The organism is Pseudomonas sp. AMR01 (assembly GCF_041946035.1).
Lineage (GTDB): Bacteria > Pseudomonadota > Gammaproteobacteria > Pseudomonadales > Pseudomonadaceae > Aquipseudomonas > Aquipseudomonas antarctica_B.
The window spans coordinates 93,912-113,732 of the sequence record NZ_JAUTYR010000005.1 but is presented as its reverse complement, the minus strand read 5'-3'; the positions used below and the strand labels follow the sequence as shown (position 1 = coordinate 113,732).

15 protein-coding genes are annotated in these 19,821 nt (G+C 61.0%); 11 read left to right on the top strand and 4 right to left on the bottom strand.

Annotated features, from left to right (window positions below; genetic code table 11):
• Window positions 1-137: 137 nt before the first annotated feature.
• The 10 genes from betI (at window position 138) to yccS (ending at window position 15,096) form a co-directional block, all read left to right on the top strand.
• The gene (gene betI / locus Q7C20_RS07075; RefSeq protein ID WP_375066539.1) at window positions 138-731 is read left to right on the top strand and encodes a transcriptional regulator BetI; all 594 of its coding nucleotides are present in this window, start codon (window positions 138-140) and stop codon (window positions 729-731) included.
• 110 nt (window positions 732-841) lie between these two features.
• A complete protein-coding gene (gene betB, locus Q7C20_RS07070) occupies window positions 842-2,314 on the top strand; it encodes a betaine-aldehyde dehydrogenase (RefSeq protein ID WP_375066538.1) in 1,473 nt (490 codons plus the stop codon).
• Window positions 2,315-2,518: 204 nt separating this feature from the next.
• Complete coding sequence (gene betA / locus Q7C20_RS07065; RefSeq protein WP_375066537.1) at window positions 2,519-4,222, top strand: choline dehydrogenase; 1,704 nt, start codon at window positions 2,519-2,521, stop codon at window positions 4,220-4,222.
• Window positions 4,223-4,438: 216 nt separating this feature from the next.
• Window positions 4,439-5,881 carry a TldD/PmbA family protein gene (locus Q7C20_RS07060; protein ID WP_375066536.1) on the top strand — a complete coding sequence of 481 codons (1,443 nt, stop codon included), beginning with the start codon at window positions 4,439-4,441 and terminating at the stop codon, window positions 5,879-5,881.
• Entirely contained in the window at window positions 5,881-7,197 is a 1,317-nt protein-coding gene (locus Q7C20_RS07055; RefSeq protein WP_375066535.1) for a TldD/PmbA family protein, read from the top strand. The genes Q7C20_RS07060 and Q7C20_RS07055 overlap by 1 nt, the downstream gene beginning before the upstream one ends.
• 336 nt (window positions 7,198-7,533) lie before the next feature.
• Window positions 7,534-8,424 (top strand): alpha/beta fold hydrolase, encoded by an 891-nt coding sequence (locus Q7C20_RS07050; RefSeq protein WP_375066534.1) that lies wholly within the window; start codon window positions 7,534-7,536, stop codon window positions 8,422-8,424.
• 35 nt (window positions 8,425-8,459) lie between these two features.
• Window positions 8,460-9,887, top strand: coding sequence for a multidrug transporter subunit MdtD (gene mdtD / locus Q7C20_RS07045; RefSeq protein WP_375066533.1), 1,428 nt, complete (start codon window positions 8,460-8,462; stop codon window positions 9,885-9,887).
• Between the two features lie 130 nt (window positions 9,888-10,017).
• A complete protein-coding gene (gene dbpA / locus Q7C20_RS07040; RefSeq protein ID WP_231982804.1) occupies window positions 10,018-11,355 on the top strand; it encodes an ATP-dependent RNA helicase DbpA in 1,338 nt (445 codons plus the stop codon).
• Window positions 11,356-11,513: 158 nt separating this feature from the next.
• Complete coding sequence (locus Q7C20_RS07035) at window positions 11,514-12,692, top strand: NAD(P)/FAD-dependent oxidoreductase (protein WP_375066532.1); 1,179 nt, start codon at window positions 11,514-11,516, stop codon at window positions 12,690-12,692.
• 220 nt (window positions 12,693-12,912) lie between these two features.
• Window positions 12,913-15,096 carry a YccS family putative transporter gene (gene yccS / locus Q7C20_RS07030; protein WP_375066531.1) on the top strand — a complete coding sequence of 728 codons (2,184 nt, stop codon included), beginning with the start codon at window positions 12,913-12,915 and terminating at the stop codon, window positions 15,094-15,096.
• Window positions 15,097-15,190: 94 nt separating this feature from the next.
• Here the strand turns inward: yccS and Q7C20_RS07025 are convergent, their stop codons facing one another.
• On the bottom strand, window positions 15,191-15,928 hold the full coding sequence (locus Q7C20_RS07025; RefSeq protein ID WP_375066530.1) for a substrate-binding periplasmic protein: 738 nt from the start codon (window positions 15,926-15,928) through the stop codon (window positions 15,191-15,193).
• A gap of 197 nt (window positions 15,929-16,125) precedes the next feature.
• Here Q7C20_RS07025 and Q7C20_RS07020 point away from each other — a divergent pair, with 197 nt between their 5' ends.
• Window positions 16,126-16,578: a GNAT family N-acetyltransferase gene (locus Q7C20_RS07020; RefSeq protein ID WP_375066529.1), complete on the top strand. Its 453-nt coding sequence runs from the start codon at window positions 16,126-16,128 to the stop codon at window positions 16,576-16,578.
• Window positions 16,579-16,683: 105 nt separating this feature from the next.
• Here Q7C20_RS07020 and Q7C20_RS07015 read toward each other — a convergent pair whose 3' ends face one another.
• Genes Q7C20_RS07015 through Q7C20_RS07005 form a run of 3 tightly spaced genes read right to left on the bottom strand, consistent with a single transcriptional unit; the run spans window position 16,684 to window position 19,647 of the window.
• Window positions 16,684-16,980, bottom strand: coding sequence for a helix-turn-helix domain-containing protein (locus Q7C20_RS07015; protein ID WP_375066528.1), 297 nt, complete (start codon window positions 16,978-16,980; stop codon window positions 16,684-16,686).
• Window positions 16,981-16,998: 18 nt separating this feature from the next.
• Entirely contained in the window at window positions 16,999-17,499 is a 501-nt protein-coding gene (locus Q7C20_RS07010; RefSeq protein ID WP_348059764.1) for a M48 family metallopeptidase, read from the bottom strand.
• A gap of 42 nt (window positions 17,500-17,541) precedes the next feature.
• Complete coding sequence (locus Q7C20_RS07005; RefSeq protein ID WP_375066527.1) at window positions 17,542-19,647, bottom strand: putative bifunctional diguanylate cyclase/phosphodiesterase; 2,106 nt, start codon at window positions 19,645-19,647, stop codon at window positions 17,542-17,544.
• Window positions 19,648-19,821: the final 174 nt, after the last annotated feature.

Genomic DNA, 19,821 nt, shown 5'->3' with positions numbered 1-19,821 from the left:
GTAAATACCCACAGGTAGCGACCATTTGTCGCAGAGCTTATTCTTTGTTGATTGAACGTTCAATCAAAACAAAATAGACTGGCCTTCAAGTCGACGAACGTTCATCGCCCGTCGGCAGGCCTAAGGAGAGGTGCTACATGCCCAAGGTCGGTATGCAACCCATACGCCGCCAGCAGTTGATCGAAGCCACCTTGACGGCCATCGATCAGGTCGGGATGGGAGACGCCAGCATTGCGCTGATCGCCCGTTTGGCCGGTGTCTCGAACGGCATCATCAGTCACTATTTTCAGGACAAGAATGGCCTGATCGCCGCAACGATGCGGTACTTGATGAATGTGCTGATCGAGAACGTTCACGAACGCAGGCTTGCGCTGAAGGACGAAAGCCCACGGGCGCACCTTCGGGTGATCATCGAAGGCAACTTCGACGCCAGCCAGGTCAACGGACCGGCAATGAAAACCTGGCTGGCCTTCTGGGCCACCAGCATGCATCACCCGTCATTGCACAGGTTGCAGCGGATCAACGATCAACGTCTGTATTCCAACCTGTGCTGCCAGTTCCGCCGAGTGCTGCCACTGCCGCATGCACGCAAAGCAGCCAGAGGCCTGGCAGCCCTGATCGACGGTTTGTGGTTGCGCGGCGCCCTGTCGGGAGACGCTTTCGACACGGAACAGGCGCAGCGGATCGCTTACGAATACATGGATTTCCAATTGGCCAAGCAGGTGAGTTAGAGCACACATAACCGCTCAACCCCTGAACTGCTGTCGCTGAGTGTTGCCACACCCATATGGCTCACTTTTCGGCGGTTAACGCCAACCACTTATGCACTTGCGAGGACTTTATGGCCCGTTTCGAACTGCAAAAACTCTACATTGACGGCGGCTACAGCGACGCTGGCAGCGATGCCACCTTCGAAGCCATCAACCCGGCTAACGGTGAAGTTCTCGCCCAAGTGCAGCGCGCTACCAAAGACGACGTTGAACGTGCCGTGGTCAGCGCTGAAAAGGGTCAGAAAATCTGGGCCGCGATGACCGCCATGGAGCGTTCGCGCATCCTGCGCCGTGCCGTCGACATCCTGCGCGAGCGCAACGACGAGTTGGCCGCCCTGGAAACCCTGGACACCGGCAAGCCGTTCTCCGAAACCCAATACGTCGACGTGGTGACGGGCGCTGACGTGCTGGAATACTACGCAGGCCTGGTGCCGGCGATTGAAGGCGAGCAGATCCCGCTGCGTGACACGTCCTTCGTCTACACCCGCCGCGAGCCGCTGGGCGTTGTGGCCGGTATTGGCGCGTGGAACTACCCGATCCAGATCGCCCTGTGGAAATCCGCACCGGCCCTGGCCGCGGGTAACGCGATGATCTTCAAGCCAAGTGAAGTCACTTCGCTGACCACCCTGAAACTGGCTGAGATCTACACCGAAGCCGGCGTTCCAGCAGGCGTGTTCAACGTTCTGACCGGCAGCGGCCGTGAAGTCGGCACCTGGCTGACCGAGCACCCGCGCATCGAGAAAGTCTCGTTCACCGGCGGCACCGACACCGGCAAGAAAGTCATGGCCAGCGCTTCGAGCTCTTCGCTCAAAGAAGTGACCATGGAACTGGGCGGCAAGTCCCCGCTGATCATTTTCGACGACGCCGACCTTGATCGCGCCGCCGACATCGCGATGATGGCCAACTTCTACAGCTCCGGTCAGGTCTGCACCAACGGCACTCGCGTGTTCGTGCCAAAGCACCTGCAAGCAGCGTTTGAAGCCAAGATCGCCGAGCGTGTTGCGCGTATTCGCATCGGCAGCCCGCAAGACGAAAACACCAACTTCGGCCCGCTGGTCAGCTTTGCCCACATGGAAAGCGTGCTGGGTTACATCAGCAAGGGTAAAGAGCAAGGCGCCCGCCTGCTGTGCGGCGGCGACCGCCTGACCGAAGGCGACTTCGCCAAAGGCGCCTTCGTGGCCCCGACCGTGTTCACCGACTGCACCGACGACATGGTCATCGTGCGTGAAGAAATCTTCGGCCCCGTGATGAGCATCCTCACTTACGAGACTGAAGAAGAAGTGATCCGCCGCGCCAACGACACCGACTTCGGTTTGGCCGCAGGCCTTGTGACCAAAGACCTGAACCGCGCCCACCGCGTGATTCATCAGCTGGAAGCGGGTATCTGCTGGATCAACGCCTGGGGCGAGTCCGACGCAAAAATGCCGGTCGGCGGCTACAAGCAATCGGGTGTTGGCCGTGAGAACGGCATCAGCTCGCTGAACAACTTCACCCGCATCAAATCGGTACAGGTTGAGCTGGGCGATTACGCCTCGGTGTTCTAAACCACTGGAATGGCCCCTGTGGCGAGCGGGCTTGGCGAATCGTCGCACCGCCCGCGTTGGGCTGCGAAGCAGCCCCATTCCAGACACCGCCGTCTTTTCAGATAGAACTCGAGCGCTGACTTTGCGACTGCTGCGCAGTCGAACGGGGGACAAGCCCCCTCGCCACAAAAGCAGCCTGAACCAACTTTTAAGAGGGTGCATTTTATGTCCCAAGAATACGATTACATCATTGTGGGTGCCGGCTCCGCCGGTAACACCCTGGCGACCCGTCTGACCGAAGACGAAGGCGTCACCGTTCTGCTGCTGGAAGCCGGCGGCCCTGACTACCGTCTCGACTTCCGTACCCAGATGCCGGCCGCCCTGGCGTTCCCGCTGCAAGGCCGTCGCTATAACTGGGCCTACGAAACCGATCCAGAGCCACACATGGACGGCCGCCGGATGGAATGCGGTCGCGGCAAGGGCCTGGGTGGTTCCTCGCTGATCAACGGCATGTGCTACATCCGTGGCAACGCCATGGACTATGACAACTGGTCGAAACTGCCAGGTCTGGAAGACTGGACCTACCTCGATTGCCTGCCGTATTTCCGCAAGGCCGAAACCCGCGACATCGGCCCGAACGATTGGCACGGCGGCGATGGCCCGGTCAGCGTGACCACGCCCAAAGCCGGCAACAACCCGCTGTTCCAAGCGATGGTTGAAGCAGGCGTACAGGCCGGTTACCCGCGTACCGAAGACTTGAACGGCTACCAGCAAGAAGGCTTCGGCCCGATGGACCGTACCGTCACGCCTAACGGCCGTCGCGCCAGCACCGCGCGCGGTTATCTGGACACGGCTAAAAAGCGTTCGACTCTGACCATCGTCACCCACGCCCTCACCGACAAAGTCTTGTTCGAAGGCAAGCGTGCCGTCGGCGTGCGTTACCTGATCGGCGCCGCTGAAGAGCGTGTTGAAGCCCGCGCGCGCAAAGAAGTGTTGGTGTGCAGCGGCGCCATTGCTTCGCCGCAACTGCTGCAACGCTCCGGCGTCGGCCCGGCCAAGCTGCTGGAAAGTCTCGATATCCCGGTGGTCCACGACCTGCCCGGTGTCGGCGAAAACCTGCAGGATCACCTTGAGCTGTACCTGCAATATGCATGCACCCAACCTGTCTCGCTGTACCCGTCGCTGCTCTGGTACAACCAGCCGGCGATCGGTGCCGAGTGGCTGTTCAACGGCACCGGTATCGGCGCCAGCAACCAGTTCGAAGCCGGCGGTTTTATCCGTTCGCGTCCGGAATTCGAATGGCCGAACATCCAGTACCACTTCCTGCCGGTGGCGATTAACTACAACGGCAGCAAGGGTGTGAAAGAGCACGGCTTCCAGGCGCACATGGGTTCCATGCGTTCGCCGAGCCGTGGCCGCGTGCACCTGAAGTCGAAGAACCCACGGGACTACCCGAGCATCCTCTTCAACTACATGGCCACCGAGCAGGACTGGCAGGAATTCCGTGACGGCATACGCCTGACCCGCGAAATCATGCAACAGCCGGCACTGGACCAGTACCGTGGTCGCGAAATCAGCCCCGGTATTGAAGTGCAAACCGATGAACAGCTGGACACGTTCATCCGCGAGCACGCCGAAACCGCGTACCACCCGTCCTGCTCGTGCAAGATGGGCACCGACGAGATGGCGGTGGTGGATGGCGAAGGCCGCGTGCACGGCATGCAAGGCCTGCGCGTTGTGGATGCGTCGATCATGCCGATCATCACCACCGGCAACCTGAACGCGCCAACGATCATGATCGCCGAGAAAATCGCCGACAAGATCCGCGGCCGCCAGCCGCTGCCGCGCAGCACCGCCGACTACTACGTGGCAGGCGATGCGCCAGTGCGTGGCAAGCCGCTGCGTGAAGTGGGCCCGTTGGCGCAGTAACTGATACACCGCTAAACCTTGTGGCGAGCGGGCTTGCCCGCGTTGGGCTGCGCAGCGGCCCCAAAAATCTTGGGAGCGCTTCGCACTCCAGCGGGAGCAAGCTCCCTCGCCACAATCCTTCATCTGCCACAAATGCTTGCCTCTCCTTGATCAGCTCACCAGCCCAGGCCTACTCTGTCTGCCTGCCCGCGACGAGCCGCCCACAAGGAAGGCCCCATGTTCGACAAACACGCCACACTCAAACAGCATTTCAGTGCCCTGCGCACCCGTGCCGAGTTCTTCTCGCTGCGCTACGTTCGCGAATCCGGCCAGTACCTGTCGGTACGCAAAAACGTCGCCGAACCGCCCCACCTGAACCACGACGAAGGCGCGATGCTCACCGTGCGCCTCAACGGTGTGGAAGCCTACGCCGCGACCAACGACATTTCCCTGACGGGCCTGCAAGCCGCCCTTGAGCGTGCCGAACACCAAGCCCGGCAGATCAAGCCCCACGCCTTGCTCGACCTGCGCGACCAGCACGTCTCCAGCGACGTGGCCGACTACCTGTCGCCCGACCTCGACCAGCCCTTCCCGTCCCTGAGCGACTGCTACCACTTGCTCGGCAGCGAATCGGCCGCCGTGCCCAAAGACGAGCGCCTGGTGAACTGGGAAGTCAGCCTGGGCCTGACCCACGTCGAGCAGATCTACCTCAACAGTGCCGGCGCCGAACTGCGCCAGGCCCAGCGCTTTGTATTCCCCGGCGTCAACGTCACCGCCTACGACGGCAATGACAGCCAGACCCGCACCCTGGGTGGCAGCAACTTCGGCCAGCAAGGTGGCTTTGACGTGATCAGCCGCTTTGGCCTGGTGGGCGCCGCGCCGCGCATCGCCGACGAAGCCTTGCAACTGCTGCTCGCGCCGAACACACCCCACGGCCCGCGCGACCTGTTGTTGATGCCCGACCAGATGATCCTGCAGATCCACGAGTCCATCGGCCACCCGCTGGAACTCGACCGCATCCTCGGTGACGAGCGCAATTACGCCGGCACCAGTTTTGTGAAAGCCAGCGACTTCGGCCACCTGCAATACGGCTCGCCGTTGCTCAATGTGACCTTCGACCCGGATATCCCCGAACAGCTCGCCAGCTACGGCCATGACGACGAGGGCAGCGCCGCCAGCAAGCAATTCCTGATCCGCGAAGGGCTTTTGCTCAAACCCTTGGGCGGTGCGTTGTCGCAGTTTCGTTCGGGCATGAGCGGCGTGGCCAACAGCCGCGCCAGCAGCTGGAACCGCCCGCCGATCGACCGCATGGCCAACCTGAATATCGAGGCCGGCGACAAGAGCCTGCAACAACTGGTCGGCGGCATCGAAAACGGCATTCTGATGTCGACCAACCGTTCGTGGTCCATCGACGATGCGCGCAACAAATTCCAGTTCGGCTGCGAATGGGGCCAACTGATCGAAAACGGCGAACTCAAGGGCGTGGTGAAAAACCCGAACTACCGCGCGATTTCCGCGCAGTTCTGGCGCAACCTCAGCGCCGTCGGCGACGCCAGCACCTTCAAGGTGTTGGGCACGCCGAACTGCGGCAAGGGCGAGCCGAACCAGGTGATCCGCGTCGGCCACGCCTCGCCGGCCTGTGTGTTCAGTAACGTCGACGTATTTGGGGGAGATGCCTGATGACTAACTTCAAGGCACTGGTGAGTTGGCTCAAAGAAGCCGTCACCGACAAGGAACAATTTCACTTGGGCTACGCCGATGAAGCCTCCGAGTTCGTGCGTTTCAACCATGCTCAGGTGCGTCAGGCCGGGCAGGTACAACAGGCCAGTCTCAACCTTAAACTGATCGACGGCGGCCGCCACGCAGACTTGGGCATCACCCTGTCCGGCGAGCCGGAACTGGACCGCCAGCGCCTCGCCGATGGCCTGCAACAATTGCGCGAAACGCTGCCATTGCTGCCGCAGGACCCGTACCTGCTGCTCAATCACAACGCCTGGCAGAGCAACAACGAACAGACCCGGCCCTTGCCGGAACTGGCCCGGGTACTGGAAGACATCAGCCGCGCCGCCGACGGCGTGGACATGGTCGGCTTCTACGCCGCCGGCCCGATCACCCGTGGCTTTGCCAGCTCCGACGGCGCGTTTGGCTGGCACCGCGCGAACAGCTTCAACTTCGATTTCAGCCTGTTCCACGCCAATGGCGAGGCGGTAAAAGCCAGCTACGCCGGGCACACTTGGGACAGCGCCGAGTTCGCTGCGCGCTTCCAGCAGGCCCGCGAGCAGCTCGAATTTCTCGGCCGCCCATTGCACCCACTGGCGCCCGGCCAATACCGTGCCTACCTCGCCCCGGCGGCACTGGAAGAAATTTTCAGCATCATCACCTGGGGTGGCTTTTCCGCCCAGGCCATCGCCAGCAAAGGCAGCTCGCTGCAAAAGCTCTACGCCGGTGAGCAATCGCTGAGCCCGTTGGTGACGGTCAACGAGCAGATCAGCGGCTCGTTGAGCCAGGCATTTTCCACCGAAGGCTACCCGCGCGGTGACGTCACGCTGATCAAGGCCGGCAAGGCCGAGGGCCAGTTGATCAACTCGCGCAGCGCCGCCGAATACGGCCTGAGCACCAACGGCGCCAGCAGTGATGAATCCCCCAGCGCCTTGCAAGTGGCGGCGGGCAATTTGGCCCAGGCCGATATCCTCAAGCAACTGGGCACCGGGCTGTACATCAGCAACCTGTGGTACCTGAACTACTCCGACCTGCCCGCCGCCCGCCTGACCGGCATGACCCGCTTCGCGACGTTCTGGGTGGAAGACGGCGAGATCAAGGCGCCGGTCAGCACCATGCGCTTTGATGACAGTGTGTACAGCCTGCTGGGTTCGCAGCTGGAAGCGCTGACGGCGGAGCGCGAGCTGTTGTTGTCGGCGAGTACCTATAGCCAGCGCAATACCGCTTCCAATCTGCTGCCCGGCGCGCTGGTCAAGCGCCTCACGCTTACCTTGTAAACAACCACTTGCCCCGTCTTGTGTGGGGCTGACTTGTGTGGGAGCTGGCTTGCCTGCGATAGCATCACTGCGGTGCTACTGAGATACCGAGGTGTCTGCATCGCAGGCAAGCCAGCTACCACACAAGCCCTCTCCCACACTGTTTTGTGTTGATTTCCGACATCCCGCTTTACCCCTTCCTACCGCAAAATCTCATCTAACACTTATCACCGCTCGGCCTGTTGTCGCCTGTAAAAAACCTCGCTATAACGGTTAGTGGCATTCCGCCACCTAAACCCGCGTGCGCGCGTGTGTGTGCACGACCTTGCCCAGGATAGGGCAAGCTGGAGCGTTGACATGAATCATGGAAGTTTTGTCATTCACAGGCTGTTCAAGCACTACAACGTTCACATCGAAAGACTGGGTAACGACCCGAGCAAAAAAACCGTCCTGCTGGTCAACGGAGCCCTCTCCACCACCCGCTCATTTGCCCGCACCAGCAAATGCCTGGCGGAACACTTCAATGTGCTGCTGTTCGACCTGCCGTTCTCCGGCTACTCCCGCGAACACAACGCCGACCTCGACCTGGTGACCAAAGACGACGAGGTGCAAATCCTCAGGGCGCTGGTGGAGCGTTTTGAGGTCAACCACTTGGTGTCAGCCTCTTGGGGCGGCATCTCCACGCTGCTGACCCTGGCCCACAACCCGCCCTCCATCGAAAGCTCAGTGGTGATGGCGCTGGCGCCCAACCTTAACCAAGCCATGCTCGACTACGTGGAACGGGTGCGCGTGCTGATCGAGGCCGATGACAAATCCGCCGTCGGCCATTTGCTCAACGAGACGGTGGGCAAGTTCCTGTCACCGCGCCTCAAGCGCAACAACCATCGGCACCTGTCGAACATGGCCACCACCGAGTATCGCCAGGCGCGCTTTCATATCCATCAGGTGCTGGCCCTGGGCGATGGCAACTACTTGCCGACCCTCAAACAGATCGAAACGCCCGTGCATTTCCTCAACGGCACGCTGGATGAATACACCCCCGCCGCCGATGCGCAGTTGTTTAAAAGATACGTGGGCCGCAGCACGTTTGCGGTCGCCGAACATACCGGGCATTTACTGGATTTGGAGTCTCGCGAAGCCGCGTTGTCGGTACACCGGGCGCTGTTGGATTTTCTGGTGGGAGAGCACGCAACGTTGTCGGACTTAGACGAACAGCCAGTGGGAAAAGGAGTGACGGATGGCGCATAATCGCCAACACATAGCCTGCTAACAAAAGGTTCTCCATGCCGAATCCCGTCCCGCTCGATGCCAAGACCGCCCGCTGGTTACCCTGGGTCGTGGCGATTGCCTTCTTCATGCAGTCTCTGGACGGGACGATTCTCAACACGGCGCTGCCGGCCATGGCCCGGGACCTCGCGGAAAACCCGCTGCGCATGCAAGGGGTGGTGATCGCTTACATGCTCACCGTCGCCTTGCTGATCCCGGCGTCGGGCTGGGTAGCCGACCGCTTCGGCACCAAGAAGATCTTCTTTGGCGCAATCATGCTGTTCAGTATTGGCTCGCTGCTGTGCGCCCTGTCCAGCAGCTTGACCATGCTGGTGGGCGCGCGGGTGATTCAGGGCTTGGGCGGCGCCCTGATGTTGCCGGTCGGGCGATTGGTGGTACTGCGCGCCTATCCCCGCTCCGAACTGGTGCGCATCATGGGCTTCATCACCATTCCCGGCCTGCTCGGGCCTTTGCTCGGCCCGACGATGGGCGGCTGGATGGTGCAATACCTGACCTGGCACTGGATCTTCCTGATCAACCTGCCGGTGGGCATGATCGGCTGCTACGCCGTGTGGAAACTCATCCCCGACCTGCGCGGCAGCGAGCGCACGCGCTTTGACAGTATGGGCTTCCTGCTGTTTGGCGCGGCGATGGTGCTGATCACCATTGCCATGGAAGGCTTGGGCGAACTGCACCTGCCGCACCTGCGGGTGATGTTGCTGCTGTTCGGCGGGCTGGCGTGCCTGGCGGCGTATTGGCTGCGCGCCGGGCATATCGATAACCCGCTGTTTTCGCCGGTGCTGTTCAAGACGCGCACCTTTGCCGTGGGTATTCTTGGCAACCTGTTTGCGCGGCTGGGCAGCGGCGCATTGCCGTTTCTGGTGCCATTGCTGTTGCAGGTGGCGCTGGGTTATTCGCCGTCGGAAGCGGGCATGAGCATGTTGCCGTTGGCGGCAGCGGCGATGTTTGCCAAGTCCATTGCGCGCACGCTGATCGAACGCCTGGGCTACCGCGTGGTGCTGACCGGCAACACGCTGTTGCTGGGCATCATGCTCGCCAGCATGGGCCTGGTCAGCGAGCACACACCCTACCCGCTGCTGCTGTGCATGCTGGCAGTGTTGGGGGCGGTCAACTCCCTGCAATTTACCGCGATGAACACCGTCACCCTCATCGACCTCGACGACGCCCAGGCCAGCAGCGGCAACAGTTTGCTGTCGGTGGTCGCGCAATTGTCCTTGAGCCTCGGCGTAGCCTGCGCCGGTGCGCTGCTCGGCGGGTTCACCCTGGAGACCGGCAACGATGGCGTGGAAAGCGTGCTCGGCGCCTTCCAGCTGACCTTCCTAACCGTGGGCATCATGGCGATGCTGGCAGCGGCGATCTTCCTGCAACTGTCGCCTACAGACGGCAAACGGGTGGTCAGCCGCGAGCACGATATCGAGCATTAACAGGCTTCTCGTCTAGAACTTGCGGGGAAAATCCCACAGGACTGGTACACTGCGCGACATTTTGTTTTGCAGAGCCAGTCCCGTGACTACCATCGCCACCGCTTTTAATACTTTGCCCCTGTCCGCCGCCATGCTGGCTAACCTCGACTCGCTGGGTTATGTCGAGATGACGCAGATCCAGGCGCAAAGCTTGCCGGTGATCCTCAAGGGGCTGGACCTGATTGCCCAGGCCAAGACCGGCAGCGGCAAGACCGCCGCCTTCGGCATCGGCCTGTTGAACCCGATCAACCCGCGCTACTTCGGTTGCCAGGCGCTGGTGATGTGCCCGACCCGTGAGCTGGCCGACCAGGTTGCCAAGGAAATCCGCCGGCTGGCGCGTGCCGAAGACAACATCAAGGTGCTGACCCTGTGCGGCGGCGTGTCCCTCGGCCCGCAGATCGCCTCGCTGGAACACGGCGCCCACGTCATCGTTGGCACTCCGGGCCGCATCCAGCAGCACCTGCGTAAGGGCTCGCTGGTACTTGATGGCCTGAACACGCTGATCCTCGACGAAGCCGACCGCATGCTCGACATGGGCTTCTACGACGCCATCGAAGACATCATCAGCAAGACCCCGCCGCGCCGCCAGACCCTGCTGTTCTCGGCCACCTACCCGGTGAGCATCAAGCAGCTGGCCTCGAAATTCATGCGCGCGCCGCAGCAAGTGAAAGCCGAAGCGTTCCACTCCGACGACCAGATCGAGCAGCGTTTCTACGAGATCTCGCCGGAAGAACGCATGGACGCCGTGACCAAGGTATTGGCGCACTTCCGCCCGGCCTCCTGCGTGGCGTTCTGCTTCACCAAGCAGCAAGTGCAGGAAACCGTGGATCACCTGACGTCCAAGGGCATTTCAGCCGTCGGCCTGCATGGCGACCTGGAACAGCGCGACCGTGACCAGGTGCTGGCGATGTTCGCCAACCGCAGCACCTCGGTACTGGTTGCCACCGACGTGGCTGCGCGTGGCCTGGACATTGACTCGCTGGACATGGTGATCAACGTCGAACTGGCCCGTGACTCGGAAATCCACATTCACCGCGTGGGCCGTACTGGCCGTGCCGGTGAGACGGGCATCGCGATCAGCCTGGTCGCGCCGTCCGAAGCACACCGCGCCCAAGCCATCGAGCAACTGCAGAAGTCGCCGTTGAACTGGGACCAACTGGACAACCTCAAGCCGCAAAGCGGTGGCCCGTTGCTGCCCGTGATGAGCACCCTGTGCATCGCCGCCGGCCGTAAAGACAAGGTTCGCCCAGGCGATATTCTCGGCGCACTGACCGGTGACGCCGGCATTCCGGGTGCTCAGGTTGGCAAGATTGCGATCTTTGATTTCCAGGCATTTGTGGCAGTTGAACGCGGGATCGCCAAGCAGGCGCTGCAGCGTTTGAACGACGGCAAGATCAAAGGCCGCTCGTTGCGCGTGCGTATCCTGTAACGATCTCCCCCTTCAATGGAGATCTAGTGTGGGAGGGGGCTTGCTCCCGATGGCGGCCTGTCAGTGGGTATATTTCTGACTGACACACTGCCATCGGGAGCAAGCCCCCTCCCACATTTAACTGTATTCCAAATCAGAAAATGTATGAGGACACCGCTGTGCGCTCGACCGAAGTTGTGATCATTGGCGCCGGCGCCGCAGGTTTGATGTGTGCACTGACCGCCGCCGGGCGTGGGCGCAAGGTGATGTTGATCGACCACGCCAACAAGGCCGGCAAGAAGATCCTTATGTCGGGCGGTGGCCGCTGCAATTTCACCAACCTGTACACCGAGCCGGCCAATTTCCTCTCGCACAACCCGCACTTCTGCAAGTCCGCCCTGGCCCGCTACACACAGTGGGATTTCATCGGGCTGGTGGCCAAGCACGGCGTGCCGTACCACGAGAAGAAACTCGGCCAGCTGTTCTGCGACAACAAGTCCAGCGACATCCTCGGCATGCTGCTCGACGAATGCATCCAGACCGGCGTGAGTATGCACCTGGACACTTCGATCGAAGAAATTGCCAAAGTCGAGGGTGGCTACCAGTTGCAGACCACCTTGGGCGAACTGCGCTGCGAATCCCTGGTGATCGCCACGGGCGGCCTGTCGATTCCGACCCTGGGCGCCACAGGTTTTGGTTATCAAGTGGCCAAACAGTTCGGCCACGAATTGCTGCCAACCCGCGCCGGGTTGGTGCCGTTCACCATCACTGACCAGCTCAAGGATATGTGTGGCGAATTGTCCGGCACGTCTGTGGACTGCCTGGTGACCTGCAACGACCAGAGCTTTCGCGAGAATATCCTGTTCACCCACCGCGGCCTCAGCGGCCCGGCGATCCTGCAGATTTCCTCTTACTGGGAACCCGGCGACACGGTGCAGATCAACCTGCTGCCCGATCACGACGCTCACGACTGGCTGCAACAGCAACAGGCAGAACGCCCGAACAGCGAGCTGAAAACCCTGCTGGGCGAAATCTTCACCAAGAAGATGGCCAACCTGCTGGCAGAGACCTGGTTCGTGTCCAAGCCGATGAAGCAATACACCCACGCCGAAATCGCCGACATCGCGCAAAAACTCGGCAGTTGGCAGTTGGTACCGGCGGGCACCGAGGGCTATCGCACCGCCGAAGTGACACTGGGCGGGGTGGACACGCAGGAAGTGTCGTCCAAGACCATGGAATCGCTGAAAAGCCCGGGGCTGTACTTTATTGGTGAAGTGCTGGATGTGACCGGTCACCTGGGCGGGTTCAATTTTCAGTGGGCCTGGGCCTCAGGCTACGCCGCCGCGCAATACGCCTGAACAAACCGGATCAAAAAATGTGGGAGCGGGCTTGCTCGCGAATGCGGTGGTTCAGTCAAAGATGTGCCGACTGACACTCTGCATTCGCGAGCAAGCCCGCTCCCACATTTTTATTTGTAGTGTGCCAGGAATATTTTGCTGGCAGATGTGATCGCCACGCTTGCCGTGACGTCACTGATGGCTCAATTTAGCGGCATTGTCCCGGAAGACTCCAGACTTCATGTCATCGACCTCATTCAAGCAGTCCATGCGGCGCCTGTGGGCGCTGGATAAATTCAGTTACAGCGTACGGGTATTCATCGCCCTCACCGGCAGCATGGCGCTGTGCTGGTACCAGAATGAAATGAGGTTGCTGATCCCGCTGTTCCTGGGGATTATCGCCAGCGCCCTGGCCGAGACCGATGACAGTTGGCAAGGCCGCCTCAATGCCTTGGCGGTGACGCTGGTGTGTTTCAGTGTCGCCGCACTGTCAGTGGAGCTGCTGTTCCCTTACCCCTGGATCTTCGCAATCGCCCTGGCCCTGGCCAGCTTCTGCCTGACCATGCTCGGCGCCCTGGGCGAGCGTTATGGCGCGATTGCTTCAGCGACGCTGATTCTGTCGGTGTACACCATGATCGGCGTGGACCAGCGCGGCGGCGAGGTCACTGATTTTTGGCACGAGCCGCTGCTGCTGGTGGCCGGTGCCGCGTGGTACGGCGTGTTGTCGGTGCTGTGGCAGGCGCTGTTTTCCAACCAGCCGGTGCAGCAAAGCCTGGCGCGCCTGTTTCGCGAATTGGGGCGTTACCTCAAGCTCAAGTCCTCTTTGTTTGAACCGATCCGCCAACTGGATGTGGAAGCGCGCCGCCTGGAACTGGCCCAGCAAAACGGCCGTGTGGTCGCAGCGCTGAATGCGGCGAAGGAAATCATTCTGCACCGCGTAGGCAATGGCCGACCGGGCTCGAAGGTCAGCCGCTACTTGAAGCTGTACTTCCTCGCCCAAGACATCCACGAGCGCGCCAGCTCGTCGCACTACCCGTATAACGCGCTGGCGGAAGCCTTCTTCCACAGCGACGTGCTGTTCCGCTGCCAGCGCCTGCTGCGCCAGCAAGGCAAGGCCTGCCAGGCGCTGGCCGAGTCGATCCAGCTGCGCCAGCCGTTTATCTATGACGACAGTTTCGCCGAAGCCCTGGGCGACCTGAACGCCTCGCTGGAACACCTGCGCATCCAGAGCAACCCCGCATGGCGCGGCCTGCTGCGCTCGTTGCGCGCGCTGGCGGCGAACCTGTCCACACTCGACCGCCTGCTCGGCGACGCCAGCAACCCCGACTCCCTCGCCGATGCCACCGACAGCAGCCTGCTGGACCGTGCACCGCGCAACTTCAAGGAGATGTGGACACGCCTGCGCACCCAGCTGACGCCAACGTCCTTGCTGTTTCGCCACGCCCTGCGCCTGCCGCTGGCGCTGAGTATCGGCTATTGGATGGTGCACTTGATCCACCCTTCTCAGGGCTACTGGATCATCCTCACCACCCTGTTCGTGTGCCAACCGAACTACGGCGCCACCCGGCGCAAGCTTGGCCAGCGGATCATCGGCACGGCCATCGGCCTGACCATCGCCTGGGCGTTGTTCGACCTGTTCCCCAACCCGCTGGTGCAATCGATGTTCGCCATCGCCGCCGGCCTGGTGTTCTTTATCAACCGCACCACGCGCTACACCCTGGCCACCGCGGCAATTACCTTGATGGTGCTGTTCTGCTTCAACCAGGTGGGCGACGGTTACGGGCTGTTCCTGCCACGCCTGTTTGATACCTTGCTGGGCAGCCTGATCGCAGGCCTGGCGGTGTTCCTGTTCCTGCCCGACTGGCAAGGCCGCCGCCTGAACAAGGTGCTGGCCAATACCCTCACCTGCAACAGCATCTACCTGCGGCAAATCATGCAGCAATACGCCGCCGGCAAGAGCGACGACCTGGCCTACCGCCTGGCGCGGCGCAACGCGCACAACGCCGATGCGGCGCTGTCCACCACCCTGGCCAATATGCTGATGGAGCCGGGGCATTTTCGCAAAGAGGCGGACGTGGGCTTCCGCTTCCTGGTGCTGTCGCACACCTTGCTCAGTTATTTGTCTGGGCTGGGCGCGCACCGGGAAACGCAATTGCCGGCTGAAGTGCGCGAGCATTTGATCGAAGGCGCGGGTAATTCCCTGGCGGCAAGCATTGATGAAATCGCCACGGGGCTGGCGAACAAGCAGCCGATTGCGATTCAGAGTGATGCTGAAGAAGCGTTGGCGGCGGACCTGGAGCAGATGCCGGATGAGATCGATGAAGGGCAGCGGCTGGTGCAGACGCAGCTGGCGTTGATTTGCCGGCAGTTGGGGCCGTTGCGCACGCTGGGGGCGCATTTGATCAAAGACACCAGCGCGGCTTGAATCGCTATCGCGGGCAAGCCAGCTCCCACATTTGAACGTATTCGCAATTCAACAGGTGGGAGCTGGCTTGCCTGCGATGGGGCCCTGAAGAACCCTACATCCCATGGGCCTTCATCAACCGCGCATAACTGCCATCAACCTTCATCTTCGCAATCTCCCGGTCGAAACCGGCAACGATCTGCGCATGCTCAGGGTGCTTCAAACTGACCAAAATATGCAGGCTGTTCTCACTCAACGGCTTGTCCAGAAACTCCACCGTATTGCGCACCCGCAGTGACTCGCGGGCCAGGTAATACCGGGCAACGTATTCATCTTCCAACGTCAGCCGAACACGTTGCGCCGCGAGCATGCGCACGGCCATGGCGAAGTTATGCACAGGGACTTTCTTTAATTGCGTGTCTTGGTCAAACGGCGCCGAATAAGCATAGCCGCGCACCACAGCAATGGACTCGTCGTGCAGTTGTTCCAGGTTCTGATAATCGATGGGGTCATCGCGGCGCTTGATAAAGCGCACGCGGTTCAGCAGGTACTCGCCGGAAAACTGCCCCAGCTGTGTGCGGGCGTCGTCGTACCACGCGTTAACCAGCACATCGTAGCGGCCATCACCTACGCCCATCAGCGCACGCGCCCAGGGCACCTGCTCGAAATCGCTGGCGTACCCGGCGCGGGCCAACGCCGTGGTGACGATATCGGTGGCCAACCCGCCATTGATCAAGGTGGCATCGGTAAAGGGAGGCCACGCATCTGCTACCAGGCGCAAACGTTGTGCGAAAGCGGGTTGGGCCACTAGTAACAGTGCGATCAAAGCAACGGCACGAGAAAATCGCGGCATGCTCAAGGTCCTTGGCGGGCAGGCGATGGCCTGATAACAGTAGCTCATCCATGAGCTTTTACTGGAGATTACACAAAGAAGTCCGCGCCGATAGGGCTGAATGGTGGCGAATTGACGCCATTCACAAAAATGCTCAATTTAGACAGAGATGCCCGTCGCGCTTACTATCGGCACAGGCATTCACAAGAGAACACACCATGACCGTTGAATGGGTCTGCAAACATCACGTTGAGTTGGGCAAGGAACAGCTGTACGCCATTCTGCGTTTGCGCAACGAGGTGTTCGTCGTCGAACAGAAATGCGTTTATCAGGACCTCGACGGGCAGGACCTGTCGAGTGACACTCACCACCTGATGGCCTGGCAAAACGATGAACTGTTGGCGTACCTGCGCCTGCTGGACCCGCAGACTCAAGGCGGTGATGTGGTGATTGGCCGGGTCATCGTGGCGCCGGTGGCGCGCGGCACCGGGCTGGGCCATCAGATGATGGAAGAAGCCCTCAAGCAAATAGAAGATATCTGGCCCGAGACGGAGATTTTTCTATCAGCCCAGGCGCATTTGCAGGGGTATTACGGGCGCTATGGGTTTGTAGCGGCGGGTGAGGAATACCTGGAGGATGATATTCCACACATTGGTATGCGCCGGGCTTGAGGGCCTCTTCGCGAGCAAGCCCGCTCCCACATTGGATCGGGTTCACACGGTCAACATGTGGGAGCGGGCTTGCTCGCGAAAGCGTCCGCCCAGTCACCGCCAAATTCAGGGATACCCCAACACCTGCTTGATCACCGCCAGGTTCGCCTCGATCCACCGCCGATCAATCGCCCCCCAACTGCGAATCCGATAGTGCCCGGCATGGTTGCGGGCACCGTCTTCCTGTTCGAATTCACACACAATATCCAGGTCGGCCAGCGCCGCAATGGTGTCCTGCGCCGTGCGCCGGGGCATGCCGGTGGCGTCGGTCAACGCCGGCACGCTGCTCGCCAATTGGCTGTCAATCAAGTACGCCACGTACAGGCGGCGGTAGAAGCTGCTCTTGGTCTTGCTCACGTCCATGGTCGGTCGCCTGATGAGTTAGGGCTTGCCCTGCAAGTCGCGATACGTGAGGTACACCCGCAGGTCAAATTCCACCTGGTGGTAGCCCGGCATCATGTATTCGCAGAGTTTGTAGAAGGCCTTGTTGTGGTCCGATTCCTTGAAGTGCGCCAGTTCGTGAACCACGATCATGCGCAAAAACTGCGGCGCGGCCTCCTTGAACAGTGAGGCAATGCGAATCTCTTTCTTGGATTTGAGATTACCGCCCTGCACCCGCGAAATCGTGGTGTGCAGGCCAAGGGCGCGATGGGTCAGGTCGAGGCGGTTGTCGAACAGCACTTTGTCGATGGCTGGCGCATTGCGCAGGTGTTCCTGCTTCAGGGCCTGCGCGTAGCTGTACAACGCCTTGTCGCTTTGCACCCCATGGCGCTCGGGGTAACGCTGCTCCAGATATGCGCCCAACTGGTCCTTGGCGATCAGTTGGCGCACTTGTTCCTGAAGCGCTGCGGGATAGGCCTGGAGGTATTTCAGCGCGGTCATGGGGTCTGCAACACGGTTGGAATGGGCGCCAGTGTAGCGAATTCAAAGCAGACGAGGGTGGGACCAGGTGACCATTTCCTCCGCCATCAACGGCTGCGCCGCCCACGGCCCCTGTGCAAACGAGCAACCATTGGCCTTGAGCCAGCGAGCTTGTTCAAGGGTTTGCACGCCCTCGGCAATCACCACCACATCAAAATGCCCACACAGTTGAATGATGCTGCGGGCCATCGCCGCATCCCGCGTAGAGCCCGGCAGGCGAGCCACCAGTTGCGGGTCAAGCTTGAGCGTATCGAATTCCAGGTCGCGCAGATGGGCCAGGGAGCAGTGCCCCAACCCGAAGTCATCCAGGGCGATCCGGATGCCAATCTGACGCAACAACTTGAGCTGCTTGGCCGACTCATCCCGGTTACTCATCAGGCTGTCTTCGCTGATTTCCACCTCCAGTTGCCGGCCCTGCAACCCATGTCGTTCAAGGACCTGCTGCAGTTGAGTGGCCAGGTTGGGCATGTTGAACTGGCTGCTGCTCAGGCTCACGCTCAGCACCAACTCTTCATCGAATGTGGTTTGCCAGGCCTGACGCTGGGCCGCCACTTGCTGGTAGATCCACGCGCTCAACTGGCTGATGAGCCGCGCCTCTTCCAGCAACGGCAAGAACAGCCCCGGCGGCACATCGCCGACGCTGGGGTGCTGCCAGCGCAGCAACGCCTCGACGCCGCGCAAGCGTCCGTCCTCGAGCGATACCTGGGGCTGGTACACCAGGGTGAAATCCTTGTTCTGGATAGCGGTGCGCACGCTGTCTTCAAGCATCAAACGCGAGCGGGCGCGGCCGTTCATTTCCTGATCGTAGTAGCGATATTGCTGACGCCCGGCGCGTTTGGCTTCGTACATGGCGATGTCCGCTGCGCGCAGCAGGCCATTCAAATCCGAGCCACAGTCCGGGAACGTTGCAATGCCGATACTGGCGCCAAGCATCACATCCAGGCCGTCGACCTGCTGGCACACCGACACGCGCTCGATCAGTTTTTCCGCAATCTTTGCCGCCTGTTCCGGGAACTCCAGCTCCAGCAACGCGGTAAATTCATCACCGCCCATGCGCCCCAGAATGTCGTAGGAACGCAAACACGCCTGCATCTGCTCCGAAACCCAGCGCAATACCCGGTCACCCGCGTCGTGACCCAACGAATCGTTGACCCGCTTGAACCCGTCGAGGTCCAGGTACAACAGCACCAGCGCATTTCCGTTACGTTCGCTGCGCAGCAGGGTGTTCTCCACGGCCTGGTGGAAACCGCGCCGGTTCAACAACCCGGTCAGCGGGTCGGTCACGGCCTGGAACTCCAGTTGCTGGTGCAGGTGGCGCACCTCGGACATGTCCAGCACCGTGACCACCATCGCATGCTGCTCGGCGGGCAACGGTGCGCAGGACAACGCTACTGGCACTTGCTGGCCACGGCCGGTGCGCAAAATAGCGTCGTGCTGGCGCCACGTCTGGCCTTTGCGATACGCCTCGTACATGGGGAAACTCAGCCAGGCGGGCACGTGGGGTTTTTGCAGGAAACTCAGGAAGCTCTCACCCTGCAACTCCGCCATCGTGGCATTCAGCAGCCGTGAAATGGCCGGGTTGGCGTACTCGATCACACTGCCCTCGCCCACTACCAGAATGCCCTCGGCGGCGTTGTCGAGCACCGAGGCGTTGAAGGCGCGCGCGGACTCCAGGTCATGGCTCAGGCGCTGCAAGGCCCGGCGATTACGCTGGTGCTCGAGCAGAGCCTGCACTTTGGGCTTGAGGATAGTGGGGTCGAACGGTTTGAACAGGTAGTCAATCCCGCCGCTGGCATAGCCTTCCAGCACCGCAGCGGGCGATTGCGCGTTGGCGGTCAGGAAAATAATCGGGGTCATGCGCGTGCGCTGGCTGCCGCGCATCAGCCGGGCGACTTCAAAGCCGTCCATGCCGGGCATCATCACGTCGAGCAGCACCAGGTCCACGTCGTGCTCAAGCAGCAACTCCAACGCCTCCAGGCCTGAGCTTGCGGTGAGTACCTGCCAATCTTCCCGTTGCAAAAGCGCACGCATGCTGATGAGGTTTTCCGGGTAGTCATCGACCACCAGAAGAACCGAACTGCCATCGCCGAGGTGTGGAGCGCAATCCATGCTACGTCTCTTCCTTAAGAAGCTGCACCGGTCATGTCTTATAAAAAGACCGGACAAAAACTGAGGCCTCACTCTAGCCTCGGTTCTAAAAAAGCAGAAGTGACGTCAGTGCCATCATTGCGCCAAAGCTCAGGAAGCCGACTAACGGTAAGGCCCTACAGACCCCGTACCATG

Excerpts from the sequence above, each read along its gene's own strand:
- betI (WP_375066539.1), top strand. The coding sequence starts at position 138 with ATGCCCAAGGTCGGTATGCAACCCATACGCCGCCAGCAGTTGATCGAA.
- betB (WP_375066538.1), top strand. The coding sequence starts at position 842 with ATGGCCCGTTTCGAACTGCAAAAACTCTACATTGACGGCGGCTACAGC.
- betA (WP_375066537.1), top strand. The coding sequence starts at position 2,519 with ATGTCCCAAGAATACGATTACATCATTGTGGGTGCCGGCTCCGCCGGT.
- Q7C20_RS07060 (WP_375066536.1), top strand. The coding sequence starts at position 4,439 with ATGTTCGACAAACACGCCACACTCAAACAGCATTTCAGTGCCCTGCGC.
- Q7C20_RS07055 (WP_375066535.1), top strand. The coding sequence starts at position 5,881 with ATGACTAACTTCAAGGCACTGGTGAGTTGGCTCAAAGAAGCCGTCACC.
- Q7C20_RS07050 (WP_375066534.1), top strand. The coding sequence starts at position 7,534 with ATGAATCATGGAAGTTTTGTCATTCACAGGCTGTTCAAGCACTACAAC.
- mdtD (WP_375066533.1), top strand. The coding sequence starts at position 8,460 with ATGCCGAATCCCGTCCCGCTCGATGCCAAGACCGCCCGCTGGTTACCC.
- dbpA (WP_231982804.1), top strand. The coding sequence starts at position 10,018 with ATGCTGGCTAACCTCGACTCGCTGGGTTATGTCGAGATGACGCAGATC.
- yccS (WP_375066531.1), top strand. The coding sequence starts at position 12,913 with ATGTCATCGACCTCATTCAAGCAGTCCATGCGGCGCCTGTGGGCGCTG.
- Q7C20_RS07025 (WP_375066530.1), bottom strand. The coding sequence starts at position 15,928 with ATGCCGCGATTTTCTCGTGCCGTTGCTTTGATCGCACTGTTACTAGTG.
- Q7C20_RS07020 (WP_375066529.1), top strand. The coding sequence starts at position 16,126 with ATGACCGTTGAATGGGTCTGCAAACATCACGTTGAGTTGGGCAAGGAA.
- Q7C20_RS07015 (WP_375066528.1), bottom strand. The coding sequence starts at position 16,980 with ATGGACGTGAGCAAGACCAAGAGCAGCTTCTACCGCCGCCTGTACGTG.
- Q7C20_RS07010 (WP_348059764.1), bottom strand. The coding sequence starts at position 17,499 with ATGACCGCGCTGAAATACCTCCAGGCCTATCCCGCAGCGCTTCAGGAA.
- Q7C20_RS07005 (WP_375066527.1), bottom strand. The coding sequence starts at position 19,647 with ATGGATTGCGCTCCACACCTCGGCGATGGCAGTTCGGTTCTTCTGGTG.